This window comes from Pseudomonas triticicola (assembly GCF_019145375.1).
In the GTDB taxonomy this organism is placed as follows: domain Bacteria; phylum Pseudomonadota; class Gammaproteobacteria; order Pseudomonadales; family Pseudomonadaceae; genus Aquipseudomonas; species Aquipseudomonas triticicola.
The window spans coordinates 253,630-267,010 of the sequence record NZ_JAHSTX010000002.1 but is presented as its reverse complement, the minus strand read 5'-3'; the positions used below and the strand labels follow the sequence as shown (position 1 = coordinate 267,010).

Sequence of the window (13,381 nt, the reverse complement as noted above, 5' to 3'; positions counted from 1 at the left end):
CAGTTCTCTTAAAGAGCCGGGACGCGTCTGCTACGCGTCCCTCAGTGATTATTTGCCGCGAATCGGAGTCCGGAAACAGCCGGTCATTATTCGGAGGGCACGTATTCTACAACTTCCAGATCGAAACCGGATATCGCATTGAACTTCATTGGTGCCGACATCAAGCGCATTTTGCGCACGCCGAGGTCACGCAGGATCTGCGAACCGGCACCGACAATGCTGTAAGTGGTCGGTTTTTTCGGCGCTGCCTGCTCACCGGTTTCACGGATATGCGCCAGCAGCACGTCGCCATCTAGCGGGTGACCGAGCAGCAGCACCACACCGCTGCCGGCCTCGGCGACCGCAGCCATGGCGGCGCGCAGGCTCCAACGGCCCGGTTGCTTGACCATCAGCAGGTCGCGCAGCGGGTCCATGTTGTGCACGCGAACCAGCGTCGGCTCCTCAGCGCAGACAGTGCCCAGCGTCAGGGCCATGTGCACGTCGCCTTCCACCGAATCACGATAGGTCACCAGGTTGAATTGGCCCAGTTCGCTGTCCAGCGGCTGCTCGGCAATCCGCTGAACGGTACGTTCGTGGATCATCCGGTAGTGGATCAGGTCGGCGATGGTGCCGATCTTGATGTTGTGTTCGGCGGCGAATGCTTCGAGTTCGGCGCGACGGGACATGGTGCCGTCGTCGTTCATCACTTCGCAGATCACGCCGCTCGGCTCGAAACCGGCCATGCGCGCCAGGTCGCAGGCGGCTTCGGTGTGGCCGGCGCGAGCGAGGGTGCCGCCGGCCTGGGCCATCAGCGGGAAGATGTGGCCCGGACTGACGATATCTTCAGCCTTGGCGTCTTTGGCGGCAGCCGCTTGCACGGTGCGCGCACGGTCAGCGGCGGAGATGCCGGTGGTCACGCCTTCGGCAGCTTCGATCGAAACGGTGAACTTGGTGCCGAAACCGGAACCGTTGCGCGGCGCCATCAGCGGCAGCTTCAACAGTTCGCAGCGCTCGCGGCTCATCGGCATGCAGATCAGGCCACGGGCGTGCTTGGCCATGAAGTTGATGTGTTCGGCCTGGCAGCATTCGGCGGCCATGATCAGGTCGCCTTCGTTCTCGCGGTCTTCGTCATCCATGAGGATGACCATCTTGCCTTGGCGGATGTCTTCAACCAGTTCTTCGATGCTATTGAGCGCCACAAGGCACCCCCTTCTTTTGAATTATTTGAGGTAGCCGTTTTGGGCCAGAAAGCTTTCGGTGATGGTGCTGCCGGCGGTCTTCTCGGCGGCCTTGTCGCCCAGCAGCAGACGCTCCAGATAACGCGCCAGCAGGTCGACTTCCAGATTCACCCGGCGGCCCGGCTTGTATGAGGCCATGATGGTTTCGCTGAGGGTGTGCGGAATGATCGTCAGCATGAACTCGGCGCCATCGACTTCGTTCACGGTCAGGCTGGTGCCGTCGACGGTGATCGAGCCTTTGTGGGCGATGTACTTGGCCAGCTCTTTCGGCGCGCGGATGCGAAATTCCACGGCGCGGGCATTGTCGCTGCGCGATACCACTTCGCCGACACCATCGACGTGGCCGCTGACCAGATGCCCGCCGAGGCGAGTGGTCGGGGTCAGGGCTTTTTCCAGATTGACCGGGCTGCCGCTTTTCAGGTCATTCATGGCGGTGCAATCGAGGGTTTCGCGGCTGACGTCGGCGGCAAAGCCGTCGCCCGGCAACTCGACGGCGGTCAGGCAAACGCCGTTGACCGCGATGCTGTCGCCGAGTTTGACGTCACTCAGATCGAGCTTGCCGGTTGCGACGTGCACCCGCACATCACCGCCCTTTGGGGCCAGTGCGCGGATACTGCCGATGGATTCGATGATGCCGGTGAACATGGGGTTCTCCTTGAGAACGAGGCCAGCGCTAACGCGATGGCCGGGAATTATACGCGGGCTGCAGGGACAGGGATCGCAGTGACTCGCCAGTCATCGCCCACCGCGCGGATTTCAGTGATTTTCAGTTCCGGCGCATCTTTCATCTGCGCCAGCGGCCAGTCGAGCAGCGGACGCGCCGTGGAGCCAAGGAATTTGCCGGCAATGAAGATCACGAACTCGTCGACCAGCCCCAGTTGCGCAAAGGCACCGGCCAGACGCGGCCCGGCCTCGACCAGCACCTCGTTGGTGCCACGGTCGGCCAGTTGGATAAGCAACTGATGCAAATCGACTTGGCCGTCGTCACCCGGCACGATCAGGCATTCCGGGCCGTTGGCGTATTGCTCCTCGACCGCTACACAGGTGGCGACCAGCGCCGGCCCGGCCTTGAAGAACGGCGCATCCAGCGGCACTCGCAGGCGGCCATCGATCAACACGCGCAATGGCGGGCGACTCATGGCCAGCGCGGTTTGCTCGCTGTCCAGACCGAGTTCGTCCGCGCGCACGGTCAAGCGTGCGCCATCGGCCAGCACCGTATCGGCGCCGGTCAGCACCACCGCCGCCTCAGCGCGCAAACGCTGCACCGCCGAACGCGCCGCCGGGCCGGTGATCCACTGACTCTCGCCGCTTTCCATCGCCGTGCGCCCGTCGAGGCTCATGGCCAGCTTGACCCGCACGAATGGCAAGCCATGTTCCATGCGTTTCAGAAAACCTTGATTGAGCTTGCGTGCCTCTGCTTCCAGCACCCCGCTTTCAGTGGCGATACCGGCCTCGGCCAAGCGCTGCAAACCGCGCCCGGCAACTTGTGGATTGGGATCACGCATCGCCGCCACGACCCGGGCAACGCCAGCGGTCACCAAGGCGTCGGCGCACGGCGGCGTGCGTCCGTGATGACTGCAAGGTTCGAGGGTCACATACGCCGTCGCGCCCCGGGCCCGCTCGCCGGCGGCGCGCAGGGCGTGGACTTCGGCATGGGGTTGGCCGGCGCGCTCATGCCAGCCTTCGCCGACAATCTGCCCGTCACGCACCACCACGCAACCGACTCGCGGATTGGGATGGGTGGTGTAGTGCCCCTTGCGCGCCAGTTCCAGTGCGCGGGCCATGAAATGCGCGTCGAGGATCGCCTGCTCGGCGGCGGTGGTCATTCTTTCACCGGTTCGCGGGCGAGGCGGTCGATCTCTTCGCGGAATTCATTGAGGTCCTGGAAGCGCTTGTACACCGAGGCAAAACGGATATAGGCGACTTCATCAAGCTTTTGCAGCTCGGCCATCACCAGCTCGCCGACCACGAGGGATTTGACCTCGCGTTCGCCGGTGGCGCGCAGCTTGTGCTTGATATGGACCAGAGAGGATTCGAGGCGCTCGACGCTGACCGGACGTTTCTCCAGCGCGCGTTGCATGCCGGCGCGGAGTTTTTCTTCGTCGAACGGTTGGCGGCTGCCGTCGGTTTTGATCAGGCGCGGCAACACCAGTTCGGCCGTCTCGAACGTCGTGAAACGTTCGCCGCAGGCCAGGCATTCACGCCGGCGGCGCACCTGTTCGCCCTCGGCGACCAGACGCGAGTCGATGACCTTGGTGTCGTTGGCACCGCAGAAGGGACAGTGCATGGTGGCTGGCAACAAAAAATGGGAGGGCCATGGTAGCGCATCCCCGTGGCAAGACAAGCCATAGGCTTTGCGGTATACAGAACGGCATGATCGTCTGATCCATGGAATTCATTCTGCCGGAGCCTCCAATGCCGTTACGTCCGCTCGTTCTGCTCAGTCTTTTCAGCCTGCTGGTGGCCTGTGGCAGCGACGCACCCAAGCCGCAACCGCCGACGCCGGGCCCCGCGCCGCAACAGGCGCAGAAAAAAGCCAAAGAGGCCGCCGAACTCGGCCCGCTGCCAGCCCATCAGCGCGAATTGAGCGGCACCCTGCAAGGCGTGCCAACCGGCGCCGAAGTCGAATTGGCGCTGCTGGTGATCGATGAAAAGGATCGCCCGCAACAATTGCTCGCCAGTTCCAGCCTGATCGGCAACAACCAGATCCTGCCGTTTCACCTGCGCTTCAACCCCGAGGCATTTCCGGCCGGCGCACGGGTTGAGCTGCGCGGTCGCGCCAGCCAGTCCGGACAACTGATCCTGCACCTGCCGTCGCAGACCATCACTCAACCGACCACTCAGGCTTTGGGCCAGCTGCAATTCGTCAAAGCGCCATGACAGCACCGCTCGACCTGCAACAGGCCTTGGGGGAATTGCTCGGCGACGCCAGACTGAAAGCCTGTGCGTTGCCGGGCACTGATTTGCAGCTGTGGCTGATCGACGGAGACAACATGGCCCGCGAATTCAGCCAGGAAGAAACCCAGCGGATCCTGCATGAACCGCCCTATTGGAGCTTTTGCTGGGCCAGCGGCTTGGCGGTGGCGCGTTATCTGGCACAGTTTCCAGAGTGGGTGCGCGGCAAGCGCGTGCTGGATTTCGGCGCCGGATCCGGAATCGCCGGCATCGCAGCGGTCAAGGCCGGGGCGCTGGAAGTGGTGGCCTGCGATCTCGATCCGTTGGCGATCGCCGCGTGCAAGGCGAACGCCGAGCTCAACAATGTGCAGATGAGCTACTCGACGGATTTCTTTGCCGAGGCCGATCGCTTCGATCTGATTCTGGTCGCCGACGTGCTGTACGACCGCGCCAATCTGCCGCTGCTCGACGCGTTTCTCACTCGCGGACGCGAAGCGCTGGTGGCGGATTCACGGGTGCGGGATTTTCGTCATCCGTTGTATGAGCGAATTGAAGTGCTCGAGGCGATGACCTTGCCGGATCTGGCCGAGCCTGAGGAATTCAGACATGTCAGCCTCTACCATGCACGGCGCTAGCTGAAAGCATCGCGGGCAAGCCCGCTCCCACACTGGATCTATGTCGTTCATAAATCCCCTGTGGGAGCGAGCCTGCTCGCGAAGGCGTCCGCCCATGCAACACAGCTCTCGAACCCGCCCCGCTTCCGGCCACCCCCCACCAAGCCGTATAGTTGCCCCATTCCAAGCTTCTTCGACGAGATCCCCCATGAGTCAGCAAACGCCGTACATCTTCGACGCCACGACTGCCGATTTCGACCAGTCGGTGATCGAAGCCTCCTTCAACAAACCGGTGCTGGTGGATTTCTGGGCCGAATGGTGTGCGCCGTGCAAGGCGTTGATGCCGATGTTGCAAGGCATTGCCGAGAGCTATCAGGGCGAGTTGCTGCTGGCCAAGGTCAACTGCGACATCGAGCAGGACATCGTCGCCCGCTTCGGCATTCGCAGCCTGCCGACCGTGGTGCTGTTCAAGGACGGTCAGCCGGTCGACGGCTTTGCTGGCGCACAACCGGAATCCGCCGTACGCGCCCTGCTGGAACCGCATGTGCAGATGCCGCCACCGGCCGCTGCCGACCCGTTCGAACAGGCTCAGGCGATGTTCGACGAAGGTCACTTCGCCGAGGCGGAAGCGGTGCTGGTGACCCTGCTCAAAGAAGACAATACCAACGCCAAAGCGCTGATCCTTTACGCGCGCTGCCTGACCGAGCGCGGTGAGCTGGGCGAAGCGCAAACTGTGCTCGACGCGGTCAAGAGCGATGAGCACAAAGCCGCACTCGCTGGGGCCAAGGCGCAGATCCAGTTCCTCGGCCTCGCCCGCGACCTGCCGGACGCCGCCGACCTGAAAAGCCGCCTGGCGCAAAATCCACAGGACGATGAAGCGGTGTACCAACTGGCGATCCAGCAACTGGCGCGCCAGCAATACGAAGCGGCGCTGGACGCCTTGCTCAAACTGTTCATCCGCAACCGCAGCTACGGCGAAGGCTTGCCGCACAAGACCTTGCTGCAGGTGTTCGAGCTGCTGGGCAATGATCATCCGTTGGTGACGGCTTACCGTCGCAAAGTGTTTGCGGCGCTGTATTAAGGCCTTACCCGATCCAGCTATAGAGCGGCGTATCACCGCCGCTCGCCACTTTCACATCGGCACTGTGGCGCAGACGCACGAGCAAACGCTTGCCCGCTGCCGCACTGCCGGTCAGCACCTCCAACTGATCGAGCAGATCCGGCCCGCTAAGTTGCCCGGCGTTGCGCAACAAGTCTTTGGCCACCTGCCACAGCGCATCATCCTGATTCACCGGCTTCGCCGCCGGAGCGGGCGCAACCGCCTCAGACTGCGCAATCGGCGCCTGCCCGCTCAGCGCCGAACCCAGCCTGGCCCAATCGCTGTCATCCAGCTCCACCGTCAAATCCACCGGCACCTCGCCGACCGTTCCGCGTATCCGCAACATCAAGTTCGCTCCTGCATTATTCTGACCTGCATGCTCCCATGGGACTTGTGCAACGCCAAGCGACGTTGTCCAGTGTGGCGGTTATCGAGCATTCATCTACAGTGTCCTTTTTCTCACAGCACCCTGTAATGAAACGAAGTTACTACGCCCTATTGATGACCCCACTCTTGCTCATCGTGGCATGGCGCATCTGGTTGCCTGCCGATCTTTCGGCTTGTCCCGCTGACGGCGAAACTGCAGGTCCACTGACCCTTGTTATTCGTGATTACTTTGAGCGCAATAGCCGGACCGACTGGCGAGACATGGATGATCGTTTCGACATACTTTCAACCCCCGAAGGCCAGAGCATAGCGAGTCAACCGAATTCACACACTTGCGAAGCATTGCGGGTACTGCAGAGTTCGGCGTTCAGTCAGAGTGAAAAAATCTTCACCATGGCACTTATGTTCAGACTGCCAATCGACCAGTACATGGCCCTGATGGATCGCAGTCATCAACTCTACACGCAGGGCAAAATGGATAAGGAGGTGCTGACTCTGGTGGTATTTCCGCGCGGAACAGCCATCAACTACTGGTGGCTTCCGGCTTGGCGACAGCGTTTCAGTCGCGATGCCCCGAGCGTGCTCGACGCAAATATGATCAACGATGTTCTTTCGGGACACTATTGGTTCGATTATCCCGGCGCAGGCTTCTGATTCTGCAAGCATGACATCCAATCCCAGCACCGCCCGCGAACTCATCCCGGGCGGTGCTTAGCCATGTCTTGCGCAATCTCAAGCGCACGGGCACACTCTGCGGACTTTCGTTATAAGATTACATAACAAACTTTTCATTTTTCTCGGAGTCCGTCATGCGTCGTTTGCTGCTCGCTTTGCCGTTTGCCCTGTTGCCGCTGGCCGCTGCCCATGCGGTTGATGAGCACGATCACGATCATGAGCACGGCAGCCTCGGCGCTCACGAACATGGCGTGGGCCGGCTGAACGCCGCGCTTGATGGTCAGACCCTGGAGCTGGAGCTGGAAAGCCCGGCGATGAATCTGGTCGGTTTTGAACACGCCGCCACGTCCAATGCCGACAAGGCCAAAGTCGCTGCCGCTCGGGCGCAGCTGGAAAAACCATTGGCTCTGTTCAGCCTGCCCGCTGCGGCCGGTTGCAAGGTGGTCAGCCAGGAATTGGAAAGCCCGCTGTTCGGCGACAAGCCGGACGCCGATGATCACGACGAAGATGAGGCGGACAAGGACGGTCACGAGCATCACCACGACCACAGCGAAATCCATGCGCATTACCAATTCAGCTGCGCCACACCGGGCGCGCTGAACACGCTGAATCTGGCAAACATCTTCAAGACCTTCCCGGCGACGCAGAAGATTCAGGTACAACTGATCAGCGCCAGCGGCCAGCAAGGTACCGAAGTGACGGCGAAATCGGCTGCGCTGAAATTCTAGGATCCACCGAAATCCCCTGTGGGAGCGAGCCTGCTCGCGAAGGCGGCGTGTCAGCTGACATGTGGATGTCTGACACAGCGCTTTCGCGAGCAGGCTCGCTCCCACAGGGTTATGTGTTCACTTCATGAAAATCGGTGCCATGACCCAAGCACTCATCGAACTTTCCGACCTTGGCTTCAACTGGCCCGGTCACCCGCCGCTGCTGGACATCCCGGCGTTTCGTCTGGAAGCCGGCGAAACCCTGTTTCTCAAAGGCCCCAGCGGCAGCGGCAAGACCACCCTGCTCGGCCTGCTCGGCGGGGTGCAGAAGCCCAATCGGGGCAGCATTCGACTGCTCGGCCAGGAGCTGACCGAACTGTCTGCCGGCAAGCGCGATACGTTTCGTGTCGATCACACCGGCTACATTTTCCAGCAATTCAACCTGCTGCCGTTTCTCTCGGTGCGCGAGAACGTTGAGTTGCCGTGCCATTTCTCGAAACTGCGTGCGCAACGGGCGAAACAGCGCCACGGCAGCGTCGATCAAGCCGCCGCCACGTTGCTCGCGCACTTGGGTCTGAAAGACGAAAGCATCCTCAGCCGCCGCGCCGACTCGCTGTCCATCGGCCAGCAACAACGGGTCGCTGCCGCCCGCGCGTTGATCGGCCAACCGGAGCTGGTGATCGCCGACGAACCGACCTCGGCGCTGGATTACGACGCCCGCGAGAGCTTCATTCGTCTGTTGTTTGCCGAGTGCCGCGAGGCCGGATCGAGTCTGTTGTTCGTCAGCCACGACCAGAGCCTGGCGCCGCTGTTCGACCGTCACCTGTCCCTGGCCGAGCTTAACCGCGCCGCCACGTCCGCCGAGGTCTGAGATGTATCTGTTTCGTCTGGCCATGGCCAGCCTGGCCAATCGCCGTTTCACCGCATTGCTCACTGCTTTCGCCATTGCTCTTTCGGTGTGCCTGCTGCTCGCCGTCGAGCGCGTGCGCACCGAAGCCAAGGCCAGTTTCGCCAGCACCATCAGCGGTACTGACCTGATCGTCGGTGCTCGTTCGGGCTCGGTGAACCTGCTGCTGTATTCGGTGTTCCGCATCGGCAACGCTACCAACAACATCCGTTGGGACAGCTTTGAACACTTCGCCAACAACCCGAAAGTGAAGTGGGCAATACCCATGTCCCTCGGCGATTCCCATCGCGGCTATCGCGTGATGGGCACCACCGAAGCCTACTTCGAGCACTACCAGTACGGGCGCCAGCAACACTTGGCGCTGGCCGACGGTCGCACGTTTGCCACCGATCCTTTCGAAGTGGTGCTCGGTGCCGAAGTCGCCGAAGCGCTGCACTACAAGCTCGGCGACAAACTGGTACTGGCCCACGGCGTGGCGGCGATCAGCCTGGTCAAGCACGACGACAAACCCTTCACCGTGGTCGGCATCCTCCAGCGTACCGGCACCCCGGTGGACCGCACGTTGCACATCAGCCTCGGCGGCATGGAGGCGATCCACATCGACTGGCACAACGGCGTGCCGGCGCGCGGCAACGGCAGGATCAGCGCTGATCAGGCGCGCAACATGGACCTGACGCCACAAGCGATCACCGCGTTCATGCTCGGCCTCAACAGCAAGATTTCCACCTTTGCCTTGCAGCGCGAGATCAACGAATACCGTGGCGAACCGATGCTGGCGATTCTGCCGGGCGTGGCCTTGCAGGAATTGTGGAGCCTGATGAGTACGGCCGAGAAAGCCTTGTTCGTGGTCTCGCTGTTCGTTGTGCTGACAGGGCTGATCGGCATGCTCACGGCGATTCTCACCAGCCTCAACGAACGTCGCCGCGAGATGGCGATTCTGCGTTCGGTGGGCGCGCGCCCTTGGCACATCGCGAGTCTGCTGGTGCTGGAAGCCTTTGCGTTGGCGCTGACCGGGGTGATTGCCGGGCTGGCGTTGCTGTACATCGGCATCGCTGCTGCGCAAGGCTACGTGCAGGCCAATTACGGTTTGTACCTGCCACTGGCATGGCCGAGCGAGTATGAATGGACGCTGCTCGGTGGCATTCTGGCGGCCGCGCTGCTGATGGGCAGCGTGCCGGCCTGGCGCGCGTATCGCCAATCCCTGGCCGATGGCCTGTCGATCCGTTTATGAGGATGTTCACCATGCCCCGCGCCCTGCTTGCGCTGCTGATGCTGGTCGCCCTGCCCGTGTGGGCGGCGGCGCCGAAAGACCTGACCTGGTCGGAAATGATCCCACCGGACGCCGCGCCGGAAGTACCCAACATGACCCCGCTGCACGACCTGTCGAAGATGGGCGACGCACTCTCCGCCGAGTCCGCGCCGGCGGCCAAGCAGGACATGCCCAATGCACCGGTAGTGAAGAGCCTCGACGGACAGAACATTCGCCTGCCCGGTTACATCGTGCCGCTGGAAGTCAGTGAAGAGGGGCGCACTACCGACTTTTTGCTGGTGCCGTATTTCGGCGCCTGCATCCACGTACCGCCACCGCCGTCGAACCAGATCGTCCATGTGAAAAGCGAACTGGGCGTGAAGCTTGATGAGCTGTATCAGCCGTATTGGGTTGAAGGAACGTTGCAGGTGAAAGCCTCGAGCAGTGAACTGGCCGATGCCGGGTATCAGATGGAAGCGGAGAAGATTTATGCGTATGAGCTGCCGGAGTGAGTCCCGGTAGTTTTGTATTGGCTGGTCTATCGTCTTCGCGAGCAGGCTCGCTCCCACAGGTGATCACATTCCAAGGTGGGAGCGAGCCTGCTCGCGAATAGGCCCTCAAAGGTTCCACAAAACCCCCGCCCCTTCACTGTTTCATTGAGCTGAGTCAAAACACCGTATCAGACGGCTTCGTACCCTAGGACATCGAATTTTTATGTCCTTTCGGAGCCCCCATGAACAAGTCCTTGCTCAGCGCCCCGCTGTTTGCCCTCGCGCTCGCAGCCCCGCTCGCCCACGCCCACGAAGCCGGTGACATCCTCGTGCGCGCCGGTGCGATCACCGTCAACCCGAAGGCCGACAGCTCCAGCGTCAAGGTCGACCAAGGTCCGCTGAGCGGCACCAATCTGGGCGGCAAGGCGACCATGAGCAGCGACACCCAACTGGGCCTGAACTTCGCCTACATGCTCACCAACAACATCGGTATCGAGCTGCTGGCAGCCACGCCGTTCGAGCATGACGTCAAGCTCAAGGGCACCGCCCTGCCCGCCGCCAACGGCAAGCTCGGCACCCTGAAACACCTGCCGCCGACCCTCAGCGTCGTCTACTACCCGCTGGATTCGAAATCGGCATTCCAACCGTATGTGGGTGGTGGCATCAACTACACCTGGATCTACGACGAACACGTCGGCAGCGAAGCCAGCGCCAACGGTTTCAGCAACTTCAAGGCGAAAAACTCCTGGGGCCTGGCCTGGCAGGTCGGCGCCGACTACATGATCACCGACAACATCATGCTCAATGCCCAGGTGCGCTACATCGATATCGATACCCGCGCGACCGTCGAGAACAACGCCGTCGCGCCGGGCACCCGTGCACGGGTGAATGTGGATGTCGATCCGTTCATCTACATGGTCGGTTTGGGCTATAAGTTCTAAGTCGATTTTTTACTGAACGTTCACGTGGTGGTGAATGAGGCTTGGTGGCGGGCAGGCACAGACCTGACGACGACCGTACGCAGTTGATCGGGGGATAACATTCCCTCGCCACAGGGATAGCGATATTCCGGCCGTGAAAAAGGCGCCTGATGAAGGGCGCCTTTTTCATTTGGTGCTGAGTCATGTGGGGCGTTGGAGGCCAGGACCCCTCACCCCAGCCCTCTCCCGGGGGAGAGGGAGCCGATTTGTGTGTTGTTCAAAACCTGAGTTCGACTGGGTATCGCAAGTCGGCGTACTTCTCACAAACACCTCAGTCAGTTCCCTCTCCCCCTGGGAGAGGGCTAGGGTGAGGGGCTTCTCAGGAGCGCCCGAGCAAGCGCGCCAACCCGACACTCATCGGCGTCTGCGGCGGCATTTCGAAGCGCTGCAGCAAGCGTCGGTTATCGGCTCGCGAATGGCGGATATCACCCGAACGCGCCGGCCCGTAACTCACGGGCGGCAACTCACCGATTACCGATTTCAACGCTTCGAGCATCTGCTTCAGGCTCATCGCCTGATTCCAGCCAACATTGACCGCGCCTTCCTGTACATCAGGCTTTTCCAGCGCCTGCACCAGCAAATCGACCAGATCACCGACATAGAGGAAATCGCGAGTCTGCTCACCATCGCCAAACACGGTGATCGGCAAACCCTTCGAGGCGCGTTCGCTGAAAATGCTGATCACCCCGGAATACGGCGAGGACGGATCCTGGCGTGGGCCGAAGATGTTGAAGAAGCGAAAAATTGCCGGTTCCAGGCCATGCTGGCGACGGTAGAAATCGAAGTACTGCTCACCGGCCAGTTTGTCCGAGGCATAGGGTGTCAGCGGCGCTTTTGGCGTGTCTTCATCAATCGACTCGCCCTCGCCATTGTTGCCGTACACCGCCGCGCTGGAGGCATACACCACACGTTTGACCCCGGTCAGGCGCATGGCTTCGCAGACATTCAGGGTGCCGATGAAATTGCTCTGGTGGGTTTTCACCGGATCGTCCACCGAGGCCTGCACCGAGGCCACGGCCGCCAGATGCGCGACAGCGTTGCATCCTTGCATGGTGCGGGCGACCAGGCCGGCATCAGCGACATCGCCGACCACCAGTTCGACTTTGGGATTGTCCAGCGGCAGGTTGCTGCGCTTGCCGGTCGACAGATCGTCGAGCACACGCACCGCATAGCCCTTGGTGAGCAACGCGTCGGTCAAATGCGAGCCGATGAATCCTGCTCCGCCGGTGATTAAAACTGTTCCTTCAGCCATGTCGGTAAAACCTGTCCAGTAGACCCGGGAGTGCGGCACGCCAGGCGCGCGGTTTGATCCCGAAAGTGTGGAGAATTTTCTTGCAGGCCAGCACCGCGTGCTGCGGTTCTTCGGCGGCGTCCGGGCGCGCGGCGTGGGCCTGCGCGGTCGGTGCTTCGATCGCTAGCGGATGCAGGCTGCGTGCTTCGGTGAGAATAGCCTGGCCCAGCGCCAGCGGTGTGGTCGCTTCATGGCCGGCGTAATGGTAAGTGCCCCACAGCGGCGCGGCGCAGTCGAGTTGCTTGAGCACGGAGATGATCACCCGTGCGGCGTCATCGACCGGAGTCGGATTACCGCGACGATCATCGGCCAGCAATAACTCTTCGGGTTTTTCCGCACGGGCGAGGAAGCGCCCGAGGGTGCCGTCCGCGCTGTCATCGAGCAGCCAGCCGAAACGCAGCAGCACATGCTGCGGGCAGGTCGCGCGCACACTTTGCTCGATGCGCCACAAGGCCTGACCGCGGAGGCCCAGCGGCACCGGTTCGTCTTTTTCGCTGTAGGCCGTAGCACGTGAACCGTCGAACACGCGATAGCTCGACGGCTGCACGAGGACAATGTTGTGGTGCTGGCACAGTTCGGCCAGACGCTCGATGGCGCGTTCCTGGCCGGTCATGCGGCTTTCGCTGACACTTTCGGCCTGGAACCAGTCGAAATAGTAGGCGAGGTTGATCAACGCATCGGGACGAGTGTCGTCGAGCAATTGGGTGAGGCTCGCGGCATCCCAGCCGTTTTCGGGTGGGCGGGGGGCGAGGAAACCGATGTCTTCTTCCGCACCGAGGCGAATCAGCGCCTGCCCAAGGGCATTTCCGCCGCCCAGTAACATAAGGCGCATTCGCATAGAGTCAGCAGGCCCAGTCTGATTGGAACGA

Annotated in this window: 16 protein-coding genes; 9 read left to right on the top strand and 7 right to left on the bottom strand. The window is 61.6% G+C overall.

Translation table 11 applies throughout. The features are described from left to right. Positions 1 to 86: 86 nt before the first annotated feature. From ribBA to nrdR, 4 genes are read right to left on the bottom strand one after another with little or no spacing between them, the layout of a single operon-like run. Complete coding sequence (ribBA, locus tag KVG85_RS23025) at positions 87 to 1,178, bottom strand: bifunctional 3,4-dihydroxy-2-butanone-4-phosphate synthase/GTP cyclohydrolase II (RefSeq protein WP_039761895.1); 1,092 nt, start codon at positions 1,176 to 1,178, stop codon at positions 87 to 89. A gap of 21 nt (positions 1,179 to 1,199) precedes the next feature. Then, entirely contained in the window at positions 1,200 to 1,862 is a 663-nt protein-coding gene (locus KVG85_RS23020; protein ID WP_217865119.1) for a riboflavin synthase, read from the bottom strand. A gap of 47 nt (positions 1,863 to 1,909) precedes the next feature. Beyond that, the gene (ribD, locus tag KVG85_RS23015; protein ID WP_217865118.1) at positions 1,910 to 3,043 is read right to left on the bottom strand and encodes a bifunctional diaminohydroxyphosphoribosylaminopyrimidine deaminase/5-amino-6-(5-phosphoribosylamino)uracil reductase RibD; all 1,134 of its coding nucleotides are present in this window, start codon (positions 3,041 to 3,043) and stop codon (positions 1,910 to 1,912) included. Next, complete coding sequence (nrdR, locus tag KVG85_RS23010; protein WP_007910946.1) at positions 3,040 to 3,504, bottom strand: transcriptional regulator NrdR; 465 nt, start codon at positions 3,502 to 3,504, stop codon at positions 3,040 to 3,042. Before nrdR ends, ribD begins: the two co-directional genes overlap by 4 nt. Positions 3,505 to 3,632: 128 nt before the next feature. Here nrdR and KVG85_RS23005 point away from each other — a divergent pair, with 128 nt between their 5' ends. The 3 genes from KVG85_RS23005 to trxA all read left to right on the top strand — a co-directional run bounded on the left by KVG85_RS23005 (position 3,633) and on the right by trxA (position 5,807). Continuing rightward, positions 3,633 to 4,097 carry a YbaY family lipoprotein gene (locus KVG85_RS23005; RefSeq protein ID WP_071173724.1) on the top strand — a complete coding sequence of 155 codons (465 nt, stop codon included), beginning with the start codon at positions 3,633 to 3,635 and terminating at the stop codon, positions 4,095 to 4,097. After that, positions 4,094 to 4,747 (top strand): class I SAM-dependent methyltransferase, encoded by a 654-nt coding sequence (locus KVG85_RS23000; RefSeq protein ID WP_217865117.1) that lies wholly within the window; start codon positions 4,094 to 4,096, stop codon positions 4,745 to 4,747. The genes KVG85_RS23005 and KVG85_RS23000 overlap by 4 nt, the downstream gene beginning before the upstream one ends. A 187-nt stretch (positions 4,748 to 4,934) precedes the next feature. Beyond that, on the top strand, positions 4,935 to 5,807 hold the full coding sequence (gene trxA, locus KVG85_RS22995; RefSeq protein ID WP_217865116.1) for a thioredoxin: 873 nt from the start codon (positions 4,935 to 4,937) through the stop codon (positions 5,805 to 5,807). A gap of 4 nt (positions 5,808 to 5,811) precedes the next feature. On the opposite strand, the gene KVG85_RS22990 is transcribed toward trxA, so the two are convergent. Beyond that, a complete protein-coding gene (locus KVG85_RS22990; protein WP_217865115.1) occupies positions 5,812 to 6,171 on the bottom strand; it encodes a hypothetical protein in 360 nt (119 codons plus the stop codon). A 128-nt stretch (positions 6,172 to 6,299) separates the two neighbouring features. On the opposite strand from KVG85_RS22990, the gene KVG85_RS22985 reads away from it, so the two are divergent. The 6 genes from KVG85_RS22985 (at position 6,300) to KVG85_RS22960 (ending at position 11,182) form a co-directional block, all read left to right on the top strand. Continuing rightward, positions 6,300 to 6,866: a hypothetical protein gene (locus KVG85_RS22985; RefSeq protein ID WP_217865114.1), complete on the top strand. Its 567-nt coding sequence runs from the start codon at positions 6,300 to 6,302 to the stop codon at positions 6,864 to 6,866. A gap of 155 nt (positions 6,867 to 7,021) precedes the next feature. Further along, a complete protein-coding gene (locus KVG85_RS22980) occupies positions 7,022 to 7,615 on the top strand; it encodes a DUF2796 domain-containing protein (RefSeq protein ID WP_217865113.1) in 594 nt (197 codons plus the stop codon). A gap of 139 nt (positions 7,616 to 7,754) precedes the next feature. Further along, entirely contained in the window at positions 7,755 to 8,465 is a 711-nt protein-coding gene (locus KVG85_RS22975; RefSeq protein WP_217865112.1) for an ABC transporter ATP-binding protein, read from the top strand. Between the two features lies 1 nt (position 8,466). Further along, a complete protein-coding gene (locus KVG85_RS22970) occupies positions 8,467 to 9,732 on the top strand; it encodes an ABC transporter permease (protein ID WP_217865111.1) in 1,266 nt (421 codons plus the stop codon). A gap of 11 nt (positions 9,733 to 9,743) precedes the next feature. Further along, positions 9,744 to 10,262: a DUF3299 domain-containing protein gene (locus KVG85_RS22965; protein ID WP_217865110.1), complete on the top strand. Its 519-nt coding sequence runs from the start codon at positions 9,744 to 9,746 to the stop codon at positions 10,260 to 10,262. 221 nt (positions 10,263 to 10,483) lie between these two features. Beyond that, a complete protein-coding gene (locus KVG85_RS22960) occupies positions 10,484 to 11,182 on the top strand; it encodes an OmpW/AlkL family protein (protein WP_024014503.1) in 699 nt (232 codons plus the stop codon). Positions 11,183 to 11,540: 358 nt separating this feature from the next. Here the strand turns inward: KVG85_RS22960 and KVG85_RS22955 are convergent, their stop codons facing one another. Next, positions 11,541 to 12,473, bottom strand: a complete 933-nt coding sequence (locus KVG85_RS22955; protein WP_217865109.1) for an NAD-dependent epimerase/dehydratase family protein — start codon at positions 12,471 to 12,473, stop codon at positions 11,541 to 11,543. Then, entirely contained in the window at positions 12,466 to 13,350 is an 885-nt protein-coding gene (locus tag KVG85_RS22950) for a sugar nucleotide-binding protein (protein ID WP_039761912.1), read from the bottom strand. The genes KVG85_RS22955 and KVG85_RS22950 overlap by 8 nt, the downstream gene beginning before the upstream one ends. Positions 13,351 to 13,381: the final 31 nt, after the last annotated feature.

What these genes read in the sequence shown, in the direction of transcription:
- KVG85_RS22980 (WP_217865113.1), top strand. Translation starts at nt 7,022, where the DNA reads ATGCGTCGTTTGCTGCTCGCTTTGCCGTTTGCCCTGTTGCCGCTGGCC.
- KVG85_RS22950 (WP_039761912.1), bottom strand. Translation starts at nt 13,350, where the DNA reads ATGCGAATGCGCCTTATGTTACTGGGCGGCGGAAATGCCCTTGGGCAG.
- KVG85_RS23000 (WP_217865117.1), top strand. Translation starts at nt 4,094, where the DNA reads ATGACAGCACCGCTCGACCTGCAACAGGCCTTGGGGGAATTGCTCGGC.
- KVG85_RS22955 (WP_217865109.1), bottom strand. Translation starts at nt 12,473, where the DNA reads ATGGCTGAAGGAACAGTTTTAATCACCGGCGGAGCAGGATTCATCGGC.
- KVG85_RS22965 (WP_217865110.1), top strand. Translation starts at nt 9,744, where the DNA reads ATGCCCCGCGCCCTGCTTGCGCTGCTGATGCTGGTCGCCCTGCCCGTG.
- trxA (WP_217865116.1), top strand. Translation starts at nt 4,935, where the DNA reads ATGAGTCAGCAAACGCCGTACATCTTCGACGCCACGACTGCCGATTTC.
- KVG85_RS22970 (WP_217865111.1), top strand. Translation starts at nt 8,467, where the DNA reads ATGTATCTGTTTCGTCTGGCCATGGCCAGCCTGGCCAATCGCCGTTTC.
- KVG85_RS23020 (WP_217865119.1), bottom strand. Translation starts at nt 1,862, where the DNA reads ATGTTCACCGGCATCATCGAATCCATCGGCAGTATCCGCGCACTGGCC.
- KVG85_RS22985 (WP_217865114.1), top strand. Translation starts at nt 6,300, where the DNA reads ATGAAACGAAGTTACTACGCCCTATTGATGACCCCACTCTTGCTCATC.
- KVG85_RS22990 (WP_217865115.1), bottom strand. Translation starts at nt 6,171, where the DNA reads ATGTTGCGGATACGCGGAACGGTCGGCGAGGTGCCGGTGGATTTGACG.
- KVG85_RS22960 (WP_024014503.1), top strand. Translation starts at nt 10,484, where the DNA reads ATGAACAAGTCCTTGCTCAGCGCCCCGCTGTTTGCCCTCGCGCTCGCA.
- nrdR (WP_007910946.1), bottom strand. Translation starts at nt 3,504, where the DNA reads ATGCACTGTCCCTTCTGCGGTGCCAACGACACCAAGGTCATCGACTCG.
- KVG85_RS23005 (WP_071173724.1), top strand. Translation starts at nt 3,633, where the DNA reads ATGCCGTTACGTCCGCTCGTTCTGCTCAGTCTTTTCAGCCTGCTGGTG.
- KVG85_RS22975 (WP_217865112.1), top strand. Translation starts at nt 7,755, where the DNA reads ATGACCCAAGCACTCATCGAACTTTCCGACCTTGGCTTCAACTGGCCC.
- ribD (WP_217865118.1), bottom strand. Translation starts at nt 3,043, where the DNA reads ATGACCACCGCCGCCGAGCAGGCGATCCTCGACGCGCATTTCATGGCC.